General features: G+C 63.9%; 18 protein-coding genes. 14 read left to right on the top strand and 4 right to left on the bottom strand.

Going from position 1 to position 15329, the window contains the following annotated elements; translation table 11 throughout:
* Positions 1-99: 99 nt before the first annotated feature.
* Entirely contained in the window at positions 100-615 is a 516-nt protein-coding gene (locus tag PKE84_RS10700; RefSeq protein WP_271177230.1) for a hypothetical protein, read from the top strand.
* A gap of 330 nt (positions 616-945) precedes the next feature.
* Here PKE84_RS10700 and PKE84_RS10695 read toward each other — a convergent pair whose 3' ends face one another.
* Positions 946-1536 (bottom strand): helix-turn-helix domain-containing protein, encoded by a 591-nt coding sequence (locus PKE84_RS10695; RefSeq protein WP_271177229.1) that lies wholly within the window; start codon positions 1534-1536, stop codon positions 946-948.
* A 101-nt stretch (positions 1537-1637) separates the two neighbouring features.
* Here PKE84_RS10695 and PKE84_RS10690 point away from each other — a divergent pair, with 101 nt between their 5' ends.
* From PKE84_RS10690 to PKE84_RS10630, 13 genes are all read left to right on the top strand, one after another.
* The gene (locus PKE84_RS10690; protein ID WP_168688734.1) at positions 1638-1835 is read left to right on the top strand and encodes a helix-turn-helix transcriptional regulator; all 198 of its coding nucleotides are present in this window, start codon (positions 1638-1640) and stop codon (positions 1833-1835) included.
* Between the two features lie 503 nt (positions 1836-2338).
* Positions 2339-3052, top strand: coding sequence for a sigma factor (locus tag PKE84_RS10685; protein WP_271177228.1), 714 nt, complete (start codon positions 2339-2341; stop codon positions 3050-3052).
* Positions 3049-4146, top strand: coding sequence for a hypothetical protein (locus tag PKE84_RS10680; protein ID WP_271177227.1), 1098 nt, complete (start codon positions 3049-3051; stop codon positions 4144-4146). The genes PKE84_RS10685 and PKE84_RS10680 overlap by 4 nt, the downstream gene beginning before the upstream one ends.
* Positions 4147-4233: 87 nt before the next feature.
* Positions 4234-4878, top strand: a complete 645-nt coding sequence (locus tag PKE84_RS10675; protein WP_271177226.1) for a hypothetical protein — start codon at positions 4234-4236, stop codon at positions 4876-4878.
* 6 nt (positions 4879-4884) lie between these two features.
* The gene (locus PKE84_RS10670) at positions 4885-5040 is read left to right on the top strand and encodes a hypothetical protein (protein WP_271177225.1); all 156 of its coding nucleotides are present in this window, start codon (positions 4885-4887) and stop codon (positions 5038-5040) included.
* Entirely contained in the window at positions 5037-5360 is a 324-nt protein-coding gene (locus PKE84_RS10665) for a hypothetical protein (RefSeq protein ID WP_271177224.1), read from the top strand. The genes PKE84_RS10670 and PKE84_RS10665 overlap by 4 nt, the downstream gene beginning before the upstream one ends.
* 5 nt (positions 5361-5365) lie before the next feature.
* Complete coding sequence (locus PKE84_RS10660) at positions 5366-6403, top strand: hypothetical protein (RefSeq protein ID WP_271177223.1); 1038 nt, start codon at positions 5366-5368, stop codon at positions 6401-6403.
* A gap of 3 nt (positions 6404-6406) precedes the next feature.
* Positions 6407-7942: an SCO6880 family protein gene (locus PKE84_RS10655; protein ID WP_271177222.1), complete on the top strand. Its 1536-nt coding sequence runs from the start codon at positions 6407-6409 to the stop codon at positions 7940-7942.
* A 1-nt stretch (position 7943) separates the two neighbouring features.
* Positions 7944-9392 (top strand): putative type IV secretion/conjugal transfer ATPase, encoded by a 1449-nt coding sequence (locus PKE84_RS10650; RefSeq protein WP_271177221.1) that lies wholly within the window; start codon positions 7944-7946, stop codon positions 9390-9392.
* Positions 9389-11194, top strand: a complete 1806-nt coding sequence (locus PKE84_RS10645; RefSeq protein ID WP_271177220.1) for a type IV secretory system conjugative DNA transfer family protein — start codon at positions 9389-9391, stop codon at positions 11192-11194. The genes PKE84_RS10650 and PKE84_RS10645 overlap by 4 nt, the downstream gene beginning before the upstream one ends.
* Positions 11194-11595, top strand: coding sequence for a hypothetical protein (locus PKE84_RS10640; protein ID WP_271177219.1), 402 nt, complete (start codon positions 11194-11196; stop codon positions 11593-11595). Before PKE84_RS10645 ends, PKE84_RS10640 begins: the two co-directional genes overlap by 1 nt.
* Positions 11592-12059 carry a hypothetical protein gene (locus PKE84_RS10635; RefSeq protein ID WP_271177218.1) on the top strand — a complete coding sequence of 156 codons (468 nt, stop codon included), beginning with the start codon at positions 11592-11594 and terminating at the stop codon, positions 12057-12059. Before PKE84_RS10640 ends, PKE84_RS10635 begins: the two co-directional genes overlap by 4 nt.
* 112 nt (positions 12060-12171) lie before the next feature.
* Complete coding sequence (locus tag PKE84_RS10630; protein ID WP_271177217.1) at positions 12172-12618, top strand: single-stranded DNA-binding protein; 447 nt, start codon at positions 12172-12174, stop codon at positions 12616-12618.
* A 125-nt stretch (positions 12619-12743) separates the two neighbouring features.
* On the opposite strand, the gene PKE84_RS10625 is transcribed toward PKE84_RS10630, so the two are convergent.
* From PKE84_RS10625 to PKE84_RS10615, 3 genes are read right to left on the bottom strand one after another with little or no spacing between them, the layout of a single operon-like run.
* Positions 12744-13490 carry a TatD family hydrolase gene (locus PKE84_RS10625; RefSeq protein ID WP_271177216.1) on the bottom strand — a complete coding sequence of 249 codons (747 nt, stop codon included), beginning with the start codon at positions 13488-13490 and terminating at the stop codon, positions 12744-12746.
* Positions 13468-14730 carry a hypothetical protein gene (locus tag PKE84_RS10620; RefSeq protein WP_271177215.1) on the bottom strand — a complete coding sequence of 421 codons (1263 nt, stop codon included), beginning with the start codon at positions 14728-14730 and terminating at the stop codon, positions 13468-13470. Before PKE84_RS10620 ends, PKE84_RS10625 begins: the two co-directional genes overlap by 23 nt.
* Positions 14727-15155: a hypothetical protein gene (locus tag PKE84_RS10615; protein ID WP_271177214.1), complete on the bottom strand. Its 429-nt coding sequence runs from the start codon at positions 15153-15155 to the stop codon at positions 14727-14729. The genes PKE84_RS10620 and PKE84_RS10615 overlap by 4 nt, the downstream gene beginning before the upstream one ends.
* Between the last annotated feature and the right edge of the window lie 174 nt (positions 15156-15329).

The following is a 15329-nucleotide window of genomic DNA, read 5'->3' as shown; positions in this document are numbered from 1 at the left end:
GTCAGCCGAGTCGCCCACTTCAATGGCGCCCCGTCAGCACGAGTGTCCGACATGCTAGGGATCCTAGAATCAAGCGACTTTGACTAGGAGGCTTCTAAGGTGGAAACATTCTTCGCGTCGTTCGCCGTCGCCATCGTGGGCGCAATAGTTTCCGTTGCCGTCACTTCCCTGAGCGCATTCGCTCGCCGGTCGCAATTACGACGTCAGGTCAAACAGGACGCCAGCAGTCAACTGTTCGAGGACGGCAGCCGGAGCCTTCCGCGTGGTCTTCAAAATGCTGGCGGCCCCGGAAACTGGTCACTGGACAAGAAAATCACCGAGTTATCGCGTTTGAGTGAACGACTGAGCCAGCTGAGTTCCGAGGTTACTGACGAGTTCACAATTCGGCTCGCTGAGGTCAATAGGCTGAAAGCGGAAGCTGCAGACGCAGAGAACATCGCTGCGATTAGCCGGCCCGCGCTACTTTCTGCGCAATCTCTAGTGAGGTCGGAACTGAACGAAGCCCTGCGGAAGGACGGCCGCGCCGATCGATTGTTTCAAGTGGTTGTTGCGTTCGTGTCCTTTGCAGCCGGCGTGGGAGCCACTCTTGTGATTGGAGCTATCTCCGGGAGGTAGGCGGTGTAGTGCGCAGATCGCTCTTCTCGCCGATTCTCTACCTCGAACATCTTCAGAACTATGCATTGGTCGCCGACCGGAGCCTCAGCGATGAGGTAGCAAGCGCACTCTGAGTTGTCCGGGCAGGCAGTTCTCCAAGAGACGTTGACCGCCGATTGCTGGCCGGCATCGCGGCCATACTTCGAGCCGACCCTGGTTCGGCGGCGCGCATCTCCCGCCGGGTTGGCAGCCGCCATCGGGCGCACGCACCCGCGAGCGATGCTTACCGAGTCCTCAGCACAGTCATCCCGTCTCGCTGATGTTAGCCGCGCCGTGGGCGCGGGTCTTCGTTCATTCGCGCGCGGCCTCCAGATCCAGCAGGCCATCGCTTGAGAGAAGATCGGTGACCCGAGTGGCTTCCTGACTGATGTATTTGAATCGCTCCTGCACTTCCCGGTTGGAGTTGTCTAAGTTCTCGTCGCTTGACATCATCTGCACCTGGAGCACGAGTTGAAGGCGCTTGAGTTCGCGTTGAAGCGTGCCGAGCTCCCGAAGCGACGTCAGTGTCTGGATGTCAGAACGTTCGGCTGCCAGGCGCGGCCGGTATGAACTCGCCGGCGTTGCAGAGAGCCAGCAGTCGAACTCGGCCGCACTCATGCCGTCAAAGTCGTCGCTGAGATTCGGCAGGTCCAGCTCGGCGTTCGGCCTTCCCAACGGGGCGAGAAGCATCGAAGGCGGAACGTTGAGCCCCCGGGCGATATTCAGGAGCTGGCTGACGCTGATGTCTGCCTTTCGTCCCGACTCAATGTTCTCCAGCACCGCCTCTGTGACATTGCCTCCGGGGATGGCTTCCGCCAGCTCGCGTGTGGTGCGGAACCCACGCTGCCGCCGAGCCAGTTTGATCCGCGCTCCGACCGTTTGTTCACCTCGGAAATCCGCCATGTTGACAGCTTAGTGCGGCCTCTGTTGTCAATCCAGCGATTAGTGGTATTGTCGGTTTCACAACACATGAAAACTCTCGTTGTCGAAACGGAGGATGCGAGATGATTGGGGAATTCATTCGGCCCGCTGACGCGGCCGAACTCACTGGACTGTCGGTGGCAGCGCTGGCGCAGCTTCGCTACCGCCACCAGGGGCCGCGCTTCTACAAGCCGACCTCGCACCGGGTCTATTACAAGCGTGCGGAGGTGATCGCATGGCTGGAATCGGGGATTCAGACCGCGACGTCGATGCTGGCGTAGCGGTGCCGGTCGAGGCGCAAACCGGGCCGATTCAGGACTTCGTGGACGGCTACTTGGTGCCGGTAGATCCGTCGGATGCTGTGCAATGCGAGAGCTGTCAGTAGAACAGCCGGTGCACCCGGCGCGCCGCTGCATTGTGACCCCTATTCAGGGGTAGCGTGCGGCACCAAATGGAGCGGCTGATTCTTACCCCACTTGCCGTTACGCCGGACTCGCGATTCGAGTCAGGGCGGCGGTGACGCATCGTGGCTGAGACTCCCGCACTTCAGAGTCGAAGTCGCCGCTCCACCATCGAATCCGGGGGCGCCGCCCCGAGCCCCATGACTTCGGCGCTGCTCGGCTCATCCACACTCCCTTGCCCAGGTGGGCTTTCGCGCGCCCACGCGCGCCAGGTCGCACCGCTGTTCTAACGGGCCTCACGGCTCGAACCCGATCCTTCGCATTAGCCACCTCCATGCAAGGAAGGTTGTGATCTCGTGGCTGGAGGAAATCAAGTCGCAGTGGTGGACGATCGTCTCGGAGAACTTCTCCGCACCGTCGACAGCATGCGCTCATTCGTCCGATACCGTCTGTGGGGCCGGCCGAACGATGTCGACGTCGTTCTGCAAATCGTGCGGGAGTCGGTCTGGCGCCGCTGTTCCGCATATGACCCGGCGAAAGGGACACCGAACGCGTTTGTTTTCGGGATCACGCGCCATGTCGTCCTGCGCGAACTAGCGCGCAAGGTCGTTGAGACCGATGAGTTGCCGGCGGACATTCAGTCGGGCCGCGACGTCGACCCGCTCGATGCGTTGATCGGTCGGTTCGAAGCCAACCGGTGGATGAGCCTGGTCGCCGATTTCGTCGGGCCATCCGACTGGGTAGTGGTGGGCGAGTTGGGGCTCACCGATGGTGACGGCGATCGCGTGGCTGACACGCACCACCTCTCCGCACGCGGGCTTCGGACAGTTCGCGAGCGCGTGAGCCAAGCGGCGCACACCGTGCGCGCTGCACTCGCGGCCGCCGACGCAGGTCTCCCACTCACTGGCTCCGTCGTCGTGCGATGCGTCCCTGAGCGGGGCGGCTTCCGTGAGGTCGCCGAGATGATCGACGACGACGCCGACACGATTGCCGCGAGACTGCATATTCACGCCGGATCGGCGCGAGCGCGGATCGCGACGGCGAAACGGCTGATGATGATCGCCCGGGCCGTCCTCGAGCAGGAGGTCTCGGCATGATCACGGCGGGAACCGCTGCCGCGCACGCAGTCACTCATCCAAAAGCAACGCGGAATCTGCTGATCGTCGTCGCTGTCCTTGTCCTCGTCGTCCCCGCCAGCTTGGTCGCTCTGCCGGTCACGATGGTGCTCGCAATGGGCGCCAACGGGTTCGGCAGTGGGGGAGTGTGCGGCGGATCCGCGCCCAGCGTGGCGGTCGGCCAGAGCGTCGACGGGTATGGGCCGGACCAGTTGAGAATCGCCGCAACAATCGTCACCGTCGGCCAGCAGATGAACATCCCACCGCACGGTCAAACGCTCGCGCTGATGGTCGCGATCGGGGAGTCCGGCCTACGGAACCTCGACCATGGCGATGCCGTCGACAACACCACTATTGGGGTCTTCCAGCAGGGCGCCGGCTACGGCACCCCCGCCCAGCGAATGGACCCAGCCACCGCTGCCGCAGCGTTTTACAGGCGGATGCTCCACGTGCCGGGCTGGCAGACCACCGCTCCGACCTTGGTCGCCCACGCCGTCCAGATCAACGCGGACCCGAATCACTACGCACCCTTCTGGACTCCCGCCCAACACGTCCTCGCCGCGCTCACCGGGGCAACCGCCGGCGCGTGCCAAATCCCGGCGGACGCCCGCGCTGCCGCGGCAGTGCTGGTGCAAGCGATTCAGGCAAAGAAGCTGAACTTCCTCGAGGCCCGGTATCAGCAGCAGGTCATCAACATGGCTAACGGGACCGACCCGAACTGCGTGATTGACGCACACGTCCTTCAGCTGATCGTCGTCGCCGTCCAGTCGTTCCAGCAGGTCGGCATCAGCGACCTCAATCGCCGCTGCACCGGCACAACACCTGGCGCCGGGACCAAGTCGGCGCACTGGAAGGGCAAAGCCGTGGATTTCTACGCCCTCAACCGTCGATCCCTCACCGGCGCGGACGACCTCTCCATCCAATTGATCCATGTGCTGGATCCCTACGCCCCGCACGGGTCGAGTGCCGGTCAAAGCGACTGCCGCGCCCAGGCTGGCGTGGCTCTCGGCCCGACGATGAACATCACACACACCTTCGCCGACACCTGCAACCACCAGCACATTCAAGTGCCCTGACCAACCCAACTCACCAATGCGCGCCAAAATCCACCCCGAACCGGAACGTGTAGGTGAAGGCGCAGACGAGAACCGAGGTGACTCGAGATGAACAAGAAGCTGATCGCAATCGCGGCACTCCTGCCATGCCTTGCGCTGGTCGGCTGCGTCACCACGGGGTCCGCCAGAAGCCCATCATTCACGACCGTTGCGCCGGCCAAGCCGACGCCGACTCCGTCGAGCGCTGCAGTACCGGCTGCGGACGGCATCGTGGACACCGTCTACATCCAGGTCTTCCCCAGCCGCACCTTCAAGTCGAAGCACGGCTGCCGGTGCACCCTCCCGGATTCGAACCAGGAGCTCTTCCCTGCCGGAACCCCCGTGGTGTTCATGAAGCTCACGATGACCGGCGAATGGAAGCCCTCGCAGGGGAATCAGACCTACCAGATCGTCACCGGCACCACATTGAAGGGAACCCAGTTCGATGGGCGCCCCGAACCGGCCGTCCTCGACACGGCTGACGGACCTCCAGCCGCGAAAGCCGCAGGCCTTCCATGGCTCCCGACCGGTCTCTTTGGTAGCAAGACCGACTGGACGGTACCGAACGACAAGGAACGCTCCTTCGCCGCGGCCTGGTACCTCCCGACCGGCGTCGACCGCCTTCTGCTCACCGTGGATGTCCCCTCCGAGGGACAGCCGCTGCACCTGATCGTTCCACTACCGAACGCCGCCGCGAACGCGAGCGGGGAGTGAACCAACGTGGACCTCCTGCTTAACCTGCTCGGCCTCCTGCTGATTGTCGGCACCGCATTGCTCGGCATCGTCGGCAGCGGACTGCTGACCGCCAAACGAATGGCTGAAACGAACGAACCCACTCCGAAAACGGACACCGCGGAAAGGAATACCGAATCATGAACGCACTCAACGAGGCCCTGGTGACCGTGCACTCGCGCGTCATCACCGTCCTGACGGTGGCCAACCCGTCGCCGGACTTCTCCGGCCCTGGCGTATCCGCCCTCCAGTCAATTGCGAACGTCGTGTTCGCCATCGTGCTCACGCTCGCCGTGATCGGCGGACTCGTCGCCGCCGGATTCATCGTGGTCGGCCACATCTCCAGCAATGGGCGGGTGCAGAAGATGGGCATGGTCGGGCTGGTCAGCTGTATCGCCGGCGTCGCCGTCGCGGGCGGCATCGCCGGACTGATCAACTGGGGTCAGTCGCTGAAGGTGGCGTGAGCATCATGTTGGTTCTCTCCGCACCGCCCGATCCGTTCTCGCCGAACTACGGCTGCTTCCTCTCCGACTTCAGCTGCCAAGCCTCACAAACGGTGGCCCAGTTCATGGCGTCCACCATCCGCAATCTCGGCGACTTCATCGCCACCATGATCGCCGGGGCATTCAACACCAACATCGACCAGAACAGCTGGAACATCGCCCACTCCCAATTTCTGTTCTGGGTCGCGGTCACCGCACCGGTCATCCTGATCGTCGCGCTCGTCCAGATCGGGATCGCAACGATCCTGCAGGACTGGCACCGGATCGGCCGCACCGCCGCCGGCGCCGCGCTCGCCATCCCGTTCTCCGCGATCTGCGTCTGGGGGATGCAGAAGGCGTCCGGTGTCACCGACGCCATCACGACCAGTCTCACCACCACCGTCCAAGGCGGCGACCTCAGCAAGGGGCTGCTGCGCGTGATCGGCATCCTCGACCTGTCGAAGCAGGGCCCCAACGCCGTCATGCACAACTCTCAATTCACGCAGGGCGGCGTGATCTTCAGCATGGTCTCGCAAGGAGCACAGGGACCGGCATCAGTGGGTGAGTACGTGATGGCGCTGCTCGTCGTCGGCCTGATGATGGTCGCGTCGCTGTTCTTGTTCATCGCCATGTCCATCCGCGAGTTCGGTCTGCTGGCGCTTGCTGCAATGGCTCCGGTCGGGTTGATGATGATCGGCCAGCCCAAGCTCACCGCCTGGGCACAAAGGTGGATGAACCTCACCATCGGGCTGCTGATAGCCAAGCCGCTCGCTGCGGGCGTCGTCCTGCTCGCGGTGGAACTGACCAAGGCCAGCTTGAGCATCGGGGTCATCCTGATCGCAGCCGGCGCGGTGATCGCCGCCTCGTTCAGCCCACTCTGGGCCACCAAGCTCGTTTCGTTCGCCGGAGCTGAGGTCGGAACGGCGCTTCATCACCGGTTCTCAATGCGTGACCAGTTCTCACGCGTCAACACCGCCGCAGCACCCGTCCGCTCGGCTGCGCGGGTCATCAAGGTTGGGAGATAACCCATGACCACGTTCATCGCCGACCAGCTCATCAGTGACGAGGGTGCACCCCGCGTCCGCTTCGCCGCCCGCGAGCGCCGGGGGATCTTCCTCGGGCTGACGTTTCTGCAACTCATCGTGGTCGGCGGAGCCGTCGTCGTCCTGCTGGCAACCTTGCTCATCAACCCCAATGCGATCTGGGTGATGTTGCCGATCGTCGCTCTCGTGGCCTTTTTCGCCCTCGCCACGTATCGACGCGAACCCGTCCTTGTGATTGCCGCGCAGGCTGCCCGCTACGCGTACCGCAGCGTCGCCGGGCAGACGGTGTTCCGCCGCGACGTGTGGCTGCGGGTCACCATGGCGTCCTTGAAGGTCGGCCACGCCCAGATCGAAGCTGTCACACCGACCGTGACCTCGAAGTTTCTTCTGCCCGGTGCGCTCGGGGACGTGCAGGTCGTGCAGATCCCGGGTGCGGGCGCGTTCATCTACAACGCCCGCGGCCGCCTCGCATCGGTCACTGTCCGCGTCGGATCCCGAGCGTGGGCGCTGCGCGACAGGGGAACCCAAGAAGCCGCCTACGACGGATTCGTTGAATGGCTCAGCTCCTTGGAAAGCCTTCCCGGCGTCCGCGAGACCACCATTCGTATCCGCGTCGACCGCGCTTCGTCCAACGAACTGCGCGACTACCTGCTGGCCCGCGAGACCGAACATGCGCCGCGGGTCAGCCCCGAACTGCGTCAGCAGTATTGGGATCTGACTCAGACCGCGTCCAAGCGGTCGATGGGGTTCACGAATTTCGTCACTCTCACCTTCGACACCGGCATTCTGAACGCTGCGATCCGCGACGCTGGCAAGGGCCTGACCGGTCTCGCGGCTGTACTGAAGGAGCGGGTCGCCGGCATCGAGACCTCGATGGAACACGCCCGACTCACCCCGGCCGGATGGCTCACCTCGGACGACCTCGACGAACTCCTGGCCCTCTCAGCCGACCCTGTTTCGGCGGCGACCCGACGCGAGCAAGACGCTGCGACGGAGGCGCAGCCTGCACCGCCGGTGATGGGGATCGACGAGGGCTGGGACACGATGCGCGTGGATGAGTCGTGGCATCAGACCTTTTGGGTGGCTGAATGGCCCCGCACCGATGTCCGCACTGGATTTCTGGAGCCGCTGCTCTACGCCGGCGACGCGACCCGAGTGATCACCCTGCAGGTTCGTCCGGTGGCGACGCACAAGGCGCTGGCCCAGCTGAACCGCGCCCAATCCGACATGGAAACCTCAGCCACCATCCGGATGAAGCTCTCCTCCCGGATCCCGCTCACTCACTTGCGTGAGGAGGAGGACCTTGCGGTACGGGAGCACGATCTGGTCGATGGGTTCGGTGATGTGCAGTACCGGGGGTTCGTGACCGTCTCCGCTGAGTCGAAGGATGCCCTGTCCAAGGCCCGCACGGATATCGAGCAGGCGTCACACCCGGCTCGGCTGGTGTTGGCGTCGATGTCTGGTCAGCAGGCGGCCGGGTTCGTCACCGGAGCCCTGCCAGTGCCGTTGGAAGGGGAGTGAGATGAAGACCAACACCGTCATCGGCCGCATCCCAGCTGGCGAGAAGCCTGGAGCCAACGGCCGCAGCCGCCAGCCGGAATCTGCTGACAAGGGTTCGAGTTGGAAACTGCAGTCGACGGAGTTGCCAGCTTCGAAGATGCCGGCGTGGGGATGGAAGCAGCCGCGCAATCTGCGCGGCCCACTGCGCGCCACCCCACCTGCACACCGCTGCTCGTCCAAGGTCCTCGGTGGTGCGTATCCGTTCTTGGCGGAGACGGGCGACATCCTGACCGGTGCGTACATCGGGGAGAACGAGCTCTCCCGAGCTCCATTCTGCTTCGACCCCTGGGACGCCTACTCGGCCGAGGCTGTCCGCTCCCACTCGGTCGCCATCCTCGGGGTCAAAGGCACCGGCAAGTCGATGCTCGCCAAGTCCTGGTCCTCCCGCCTGGCGCGGTTGGGTCGCAAGGTGGCCGTCCCGCACGACCCGAACGGCGAATGGGTGCGCGTTGCCGAGTACGTCGGCGGAACCTCGATCAGCGTTGGCCCGGGCAAAGCCGCCCGGATCAACCTGCTCGACGAGGGTCCGCGGGATGCGACGTTTTCGGATGAGGACTGGAACCAGAACGTGCTCCAGTATCGCCGGGCCACGGTCAAGACGATCATTCGCCGCCTCCGCGAAGGCGGAAATCTGGAACCGGTCGAACACACGGCGCTCGACGTCGCACTCGACGCACTCCGCGGGCAGTCGACGGTCACCATCACGCACGTCTACAACCGCCTCGTCGATCCCGACACAGACCAGCCCGCTGAGGTCGCCGACGCCGGACATCGGCTCGCGCATTCGCTCCGGCGGATGGTGTCCGGAGACCTGACCGGGTTCTTCGACGGGCCATCCACGGTTCGCTTCGACGCGGACGCCCCGATGATGGTCGTGGACACGTCCGCGCTGAAGGGCGCATCCCCCGAAGCGCAGGCTCTCGCCCGGCTCGCGACAGCGAACTGGATCCGCCGCTCCTCCCTTGGCGCCAACAGGCAGGCTCGAGTCATCATCCACGAGGAAGCCGCCGTCGAACTTCTCAACGATGTCTCGGGCGGTGACGGGCTCGCAGACCGGGTGGAAGACGAGAAGGTGGCACGCCACCTTGGCACCAGCAACTGGTACCTGCTGCACCGCGTCGCCGACCTCGACGCGCTCGGCGACCGCAACAGCGCCCTCCACTCCCGCGCACTCGGCCTCCTCGCCGACTGCGAGACCCGCATCTCGTACGCCCAGCACTCCGGCGAGATCGCCCGGTCGCGAGAGATCCTCGGCTGGAACGACACCCAGGCCGACCTCGTCCGCAAACTCCACAAAGGCGAGGGGCTCTGGCAGATCGGTCAGGACCGGGTGGCGAAGGTCCGCAACATCTGCACCGACTACGAACTCGGCATCTTCCGTACCGACGCTCTCGGAGGCGAAAGGGCATGAGGACTCACGGCTCGTCCTGGACGCGCATCGCCCTCTATTCGCTCTTCGGGCTGATCGTCGCCGGTGCACTCGCGACGGGGATCGCAGCAGGAACGATCCACCAGGTCTGCGGCACAGGCGGTCAACCGTCGAGCGTCTTCGCCGGCCTCCAACTCGCCCTCAATGGCAGCGTTGCCGGTTTCACCCACCCGTCAACGTGCGTGACACCCGTCGCCCTGATTCGCGTGCTGGACCTGCTGGCGCTCCTGCTGATCCTCGGAGCGGTCGCCGCCGCGGCCATCTGGTGGCTCCGCTACCGCCAATCTGACCGGCACTTCGTTCACGAGCTCCGCGGCCGCGATGGGCTGGCCAAGCCCGGCGAAGTCCGCAAGCACACCTCCGCTCACACCGCCCTTCGCCGCGCCAAGACCCTCCGCCCGTCCCTAGCCAATCCGACACCGTCGGCAGTCGGATGGAAAGTCGGCCAAGCCCACGGCCAGGACGTCTACGTGTCCATCGAGGACTCCATCGTCGTCGAGGGCGCGCCGCGCTCCGGCAAGGGGTACAGGTTCATCATCAACGCCATCCTCGACTGGGACGGCCCCCTGATCACCACCTCCACCCGCAACGACAACCTCTCCGCCACGATGCGGGAACGCGCCCGCGTCGGAGAAGTGACCGTGTTCGACCCTCAGGAACTTTCCGGCGTCCGATCCGCCTTGCGAATCTCCCCCGTCACCGGCTGCGAGGACCCGCTCGTCGCCGACCAGCGAGCCCAGGCGATCGTCGCCGGAACCGCCCTCGGCGCATCGAAGACCAACCAGGAATGGGCGCAAGTCTCATCCTCTGTCCTCTCCCGGCTCCTGCACGCCGCCGCTGTCTCCGGTCGCGGCACCGATGCCTTGGCCCGGTGGGGATCCAATCCACGCCTTGCGTTGGAAGCGGTCGGTGTGCTCGCTAACCAAGGATCGCCCGGCTGGTCCGAGGACCTGGACGCGATCATCAACGGCGACGAGAAACTCCTCGCCAACTCCTGGTTCGGCGTCTTCGGCGCCCTCCGCCCGCTGTCAATTCCCGCGATCCGGAACGCAATGACGCCCGGACCGGGAGAGCAGTTCGACCTCGACCGGTTCCTCGCCGGATCCAACAGCCTCTATCTCGTCGGCACCGGTGCCGGCGCAGGCTCCGTCGGCGGCTTCCTGGGCGCGATCCTGGACGACATCGTAGAGACCGCCCGCCGCAAGGCGCTCGCCTCCGCCGGCTCTCGCCTCGACCTGCCGCTCGCTCTGATCCTGGACGAGATCGCGAACATGTTCTCCTGGCCCGCGCTTCCTCGGATCATGGCCGACGGTGGCGGCATCGGCATCTCCACCGTCGTCGTCCTCCAAGCACTCTCGCAAGCAGAGACTGCCTGGTCACGATCGGAAGCTGACACAATCTGGTCCGCCGCCACCGCCAAGCTCCTCCTCGGCGGCGCATCCGACGTCGACCACCTCCGCGACATCGAATCGCTCCTTGGCCTCCGACGGGTCCGCAACACCGGCCACTCCTACAACGACACCGGGTCGTCCACCAACGTCAACAACGAGAAGGTGCCCGTCATGACGATCGACGAGATTCGTCGCATGCCAGAAACCGTCGGGCTTCTCGCCTACAGGACGCGTCGCGGGATCCTTCTGGACCTGCGCGGTTGGACCGACCGCGACGACGCCCGCCAAGTGAGAACAGGTAAGCAGCTCACCGAGCTCGACCAGCAGGTCGTGTTCGCCGAACAATATCAAGCTGGTCTGGACCGCCGAGGATCCGCCCGGGAGGAACACTGATGTCCAACCGTCGCCGTCCCGCGAGGGACAATAACTACCGCACCCGCTACCTCCATTCGCCAGTTTGGTTCGGCCGCCGAGACCGCTGGTTCATCGAGGAAGCACGCCGCGCCAGCACAATCCGCTGCGCCCTGTGCCTGGGCGCGGGCAGCGCCCGAACCCTGGAGCTGCACCACCTGGACTACCGCGGCGTCACCCAGACCCCGCGCGGCTGGACCGCCCGCGAGCGCCATGAGGACCTCACCGCCCTCCATCCGCGCTGCCACGAATACGTGCACCAGCTCATCGAACGCGACCGCGCACTCTCCGGATTCGTCTCCCGCCGCACCGCCTCCCTCCAAGCCATCAACCGCCTCCGCGCAAAGATCGGCCGCTACATCGATGCCCTGGACCAGCCGTGACAGACGACATCCCGCTCGATGACCTCGTGGCCTCCCTCCCCGAGACCTGGGACGAAGCGCCCCGACGTACCCCGGGGATGCTCGGTATTACGGTCATCAACTGGCGCACCCTCGAAGACGCCGACGCCGCACAGGTCTGGACCGAGCTGCGGGACTGGGTCACCTGGTTCACCCACCGCTACAACCTCCCGATCCGGAAGATCCCACCCTGCTGGTACAAGCACGGCGCGCTCGTCGAAGAGCTCTCCGCCCTCCACACCGCCTGGCTCGTCTCCTACGACAGCCTCGACGCCGGCTACGGACCTATCGGCTGGCACGAACGCCTCGCCGTCGCCATCCCGAGACTCGCCGGTTGGTACAACGGCGAATGCCACAACGGCCACACCGAACTCCCGCAGAACGGCGCCGATGCGGCGCCGACGGGCTGGGTGGACTGGATCAGTCAGAGCCATGCGCGGCCGTAACCACGGGATCCGAGGTTTGCGCGCCACCAGCGCGCATTTTCCCAAGCCCAACCGGAACGTGTAAGCGAAAGCGACCCGACGAAAAGGCCGCACAATCGAAAGGAAGAGAACGATGAGCACACGAGTCCCGATCAGCATCGAAGGCAACCTCGTCGCCGACCCCGACTACGGCGAATCACAGAACGGCACCAAGTTCGCCAAGTTCACCGTCGCCGTCACCGACCGCAAGCTGGAAGACGGCAAGTGGGTCGACGGCGACACCCAGTACCACCGCACTACCGTCTTCGGCCGCACCGCCGAGAACGTCCGCGCCAGCCTTGCAAAAGGCGACACCGTCATCGTCAATGGCAACCTCGAGTTCCGCCACTGGACCGACCAGGCCACCGGCGAACCCCGAGCCGCTACCGAAGTCGTTGCCGATAGCGTCGGCCCCTCCCTCCGCTACGCCACCGCGGAGGTCACCCGACGCGCCCCAAAAGCTGACGGCCCGGCCGCATCGGCTACCGGGCCCAGTTTCGACGGGCGGACAACCCAGGATCCGTCCGCCGTGCTTGCGTAGACATTGCCATCTGGTGGGGCCGACCGACGTCGTCCCCACCAGACGCGCTTTAGGGAGATGCCGACATGATCTCGACGATCTCCACCTGCTCGGTTTACTTGAGAGAGGCAACTCCGCGAGAGTCCCTACGCCATCTCCAGGGGTTCGGTCAGATCTATCGGCAACCGATGAAGAACTTCTGCCTGTCCAGACAACCTTCGAAGGTTGCGGTACCAAATTCTCCGCACATCGCCAACGCCCCTTCGGGTCAGTCGAGCTACCGATTGCTCCAACGCGCGTATATCGCCCGGCATTCGTGCCCCTGTTCGTGCGCGAGAAGACGGAAAGTCCGTTTCGGGTAGTACGCGGTCAAGGGGCAGCGCTGTCAGCTGTGCATCCGACATCGCGGAATTAACGGAGAAGTAGCACCCCATCGCCGTAGCGCGAGAGACGTCTTCCGAGTCGCCGAGGAACCAATGAAGGATGATCCCCGGATGCCGATTCTGTTCGATTGCGTCGACCACCTGGCGAGTACGCCCAGTCGAATGAACCGAGATGAGCGATGCGTCGGTATTCGTGAGGACCTGGCGAAAGATGCGGGTTTGAGCTTCTAAGTCACCGCGTCTATCGAGGCCGACCTCGCCAATTAGAGGAGTCTGCTTTGCCAGCTGGCTGAAGCGATCCTCCGACCATTGCTCCATAGATGACATCACGCGCGGGTGCGTGCCAACTGCCCAGAGCAGCCCAGACTGCCGATTGCGGATGGCTGCCTGAAATTCGTTGAGAGATCGCGTCATCGCGAAGATTTTGGCGCCTTCAAGGGTTTTCACCTGAGCGTCCGTCACGTCATGCGCAATATGCGCGTGGCAATCAAGGGGCGGGAAGTTGAACATTTCCGATCTCCGATAGTCCACGCCGCACGAGGTCCATGACGGCCGCGAAATCAGTCTCGAGTGGCCAACGAGCGGAGGACAGCACAAGCTCTTCCGGGATCCCGAATTCTGCAGCCTCGCGAATGCTTACGACATCTCGCCATCGTTGCTTGAGTAGTCCCTCAAGGGCATCTCCGGTCAGGACCTCGCAGTCATAGTCGCTTGGATCATCGAGGCCCGCGCCCAGGAACGCTCCTCGCCTAACTGCGCACGCTACGCACAATCCGCAATTATGGTTCGAGTCGCCCCCATAGAACTGGGTGCCACCTTTGGCGCACGAGAAGGAAGCCCTGAGGGCATCCGCGTACGAGGCGGTCGAAAGGTCTGGAAGAGCCGCGGAGACAAGCTCGCCCTTGGTCATCGATGTGAAGGGGTTAGTGATTTCGACGTCGATACCCAACTTTTCCAAGAGTCTGGACACGAGAAGAAACGTAAATGGATGAGTTGATCGAGTCGTCAGAGTTCCGCCCCGGCCGGCGTCCAGCGGCGGATTGATGCTCGTGAATCCGTTCTCCGGCACCCAAAGGCATCTTGCGCCGTGAGATCGCGCCGACAAAGTCCCGAGAGCCATGAACATTAGCGATCGCGATCGGGGACCATGATTCTTGCGGCGTGATGTCTCGCGAAGATAGAACTCATAGCGATCGTAAGGTGCGTCCCCAACCGCCACGTCAATGAGTCGCTGGGCATGACGAACTGCACGCGATGCATCGCGGTGCCCGACGAATCGAATACTTGTCTTATCTCGGAGGCCGATTGCGGCTCCGCAAAGCGAATCCAGCCCTCCGGAGAGCAGCTGAATTCGGTCGGCCGGCTCGCTGACCTGAAGCGCAAGGTTTGCATCCGCCGACTTCAGTGTGAATCTCCATGTGTCGCCCGTTAGCCAATGCAGCAACTCAGCAAGGTCGGTTAGAGCGCCTGTCTCCCACGGCTGAGTGTCCTCAACGAACGTGGTGACTCGAAGCTCCCTGTGAAGCGAAACCGCTGGCTTTGCTACCGCGCTGTCCGCGAGATAGGCGGCCGCGGCGATTCTATAGAAATCTCGAGCTGCGGAACCGCCCGCGGCAAATTCTTCAAGGTCCCAGTTCAACGTCGAGATCACGTTCGTCTTGGATTCGCCGTTGCGCGGCCAGACGAGGGTGATCTCGTCTGCGTCAACTTCGAATCCCGCTGGGAGAACCGCGATTGCATGGCTCGTCATTTGTCGTCTCCTCGGCCGAACAATCGGCAGGCTTTTGCGGCTAGCTTGGATGCGAAATCAGCGACGTTCTGCGGCGTCGCATTCATGAGTTGCCCGTTTACCTGCTGGACCTTGCCGCTGATGTACGTTCGGACGCGCTGTTCCAGGCGCCGCATTGAGGTTCCGAGGGCTGAGACACGACGTTGGCTAGTTGTTAGCTGAACCACTGTCCGCCGCCAGGCGAGTTCGCTCACGAACCGTCCAATGGTTTCAGCAAGTGTTCCTCCGGCTTCTCTCTCGGCTGACCGCATGGTGGCCATCAAAGCTTGCTGGAGCGCGACGTCGTCCGGGTGAGAAGGAGGACCGAGAATCAGTCCAATGAGCTCGGTCAGCAGTTTTAAGCCGCTGAGCCCCTCGAGCGACGAAAAGTCGACGCCGTATTCCACGAGGTGCGGTATTTCACCACTCTCAATCGACGCAAGGGCGTCGAGGACCAGCGAACCGCGGGCAGCCTCTCTAGTAAAGGGGGCTCCGCTGCTATCTCTGCCATCGCCGGAACTCGATGCGCCATGGACTCGTCGTGACCCAATTAGATCGCCGACGTCGTACGACTTGCCGCG

Source organism: Leifsonia poae (assembly GCF_027921845.1).
Lineage (GTDB): Bacteria > Actinomycetota > Actinomycetes > Actinomycetales > Microbacteriaceae > Leifsonia > Leifsonia poae.
The sequence above is the reverse complement of the archived record's forward strand: the minus strand, read 5'-3'. Positions and strand labels throughout refer to the sequence as shown.

Excerpts from the sequence above, each read along its gene's own strand:
- PKE84_RS10695 (WP_271177229.1), bottom strand. The coding sequence starts at position 1,536 with ATGGCGGATTTCCGAGGTGAACAAACGGTCGGAGCGCGGATCAAACTG.
- PKE84_RS10690 (WP_168688734.1), top strand. The coding sequence starts at position 1,638 with ATGATTGGGGAATTCATTCGGCCCGCTGACGCGGCCGAACTCACTGGA.
- PKE84_RS10680 (WP_271177227.1), top strand. The coding sequence starts at position 3,049 with ATGATCACGGCGGGAACCGCTGCCGCGCACGCAGTCACTCATCCAAAA.
- PKE84_RS10675 (WP_271177226.1), top strand. The coding sequence starts at position 4,234 with ATGAACAAGAAGCTGATCGCAATCGCGGCACTCCTGCCATGCCTTGCG.
- PKE84_RS10665 (WP_271177224.1), top strand. The coding sequence starts at position 5,037 with ATGAACGCACTCAACGAGGCCCTGGTGACCGTGCACTCGCGCGTCATC.
- PKE84_RS10660 (WP_271177223.1), top strand. The coding sequence starts at position 5,366 with ATGTTGGTTCTCTCCGCACCGCCCGATCCGTTCTCGCCGAACTACGGC.
- PKE84_RS10655 (WP_271177222.1), top strand. The coding sequence starts at position 6,407 with ATGACCACGTTCATCGCCGACCAGCTCATCAGTGACGAGGGTGCACCC.
- PKE84_RS10650 (WP_271177221.1), top strand. The coding sequence starts at position 7,944 with ATGAAGACCAACACCGTCATCGGCCGCATCCCAGCTGGCGAGAAGCCT.
- PKE84_RS10645 (WP_271177220.1), top strand. The coding sequence starts at position 9,389 with ATGAGGACTCACGGCTCGTCCTGGACGCGCATCGCCCTCTATTCGCTC.
- PKE84_RS10640 (WP_271177219.1), top strand. The coding sequence starts at position 11,194 with ATGTCCAACCGTCGCCGTCCCGCGAGGGACAATAACTACCGCACCCGC.
- PKE84_RS10630 (WP_271177217.1), top strand. The coding sequence starts at position 12,172 with ATGAGCACACGAGTCCCGATCAGCATCGAAGGCAACCTCGTCGCCGAC.
- PKE84_RS10625 (WP_271177216.1), bottom strand. The coding sequence starts at position 13,490 with ATGTTCAACTTCCCGCCCCTTGATTGCCACGCGCATATTGCGCATGAC.
- PKE84_RS10620 (WP_271177215.1), bottom strand. The coding sequence starts at position 14,730 with ATGACGAGCCATGCAATCGCGGTTCTCCCAGCGGGATTCGAAGTTGAC.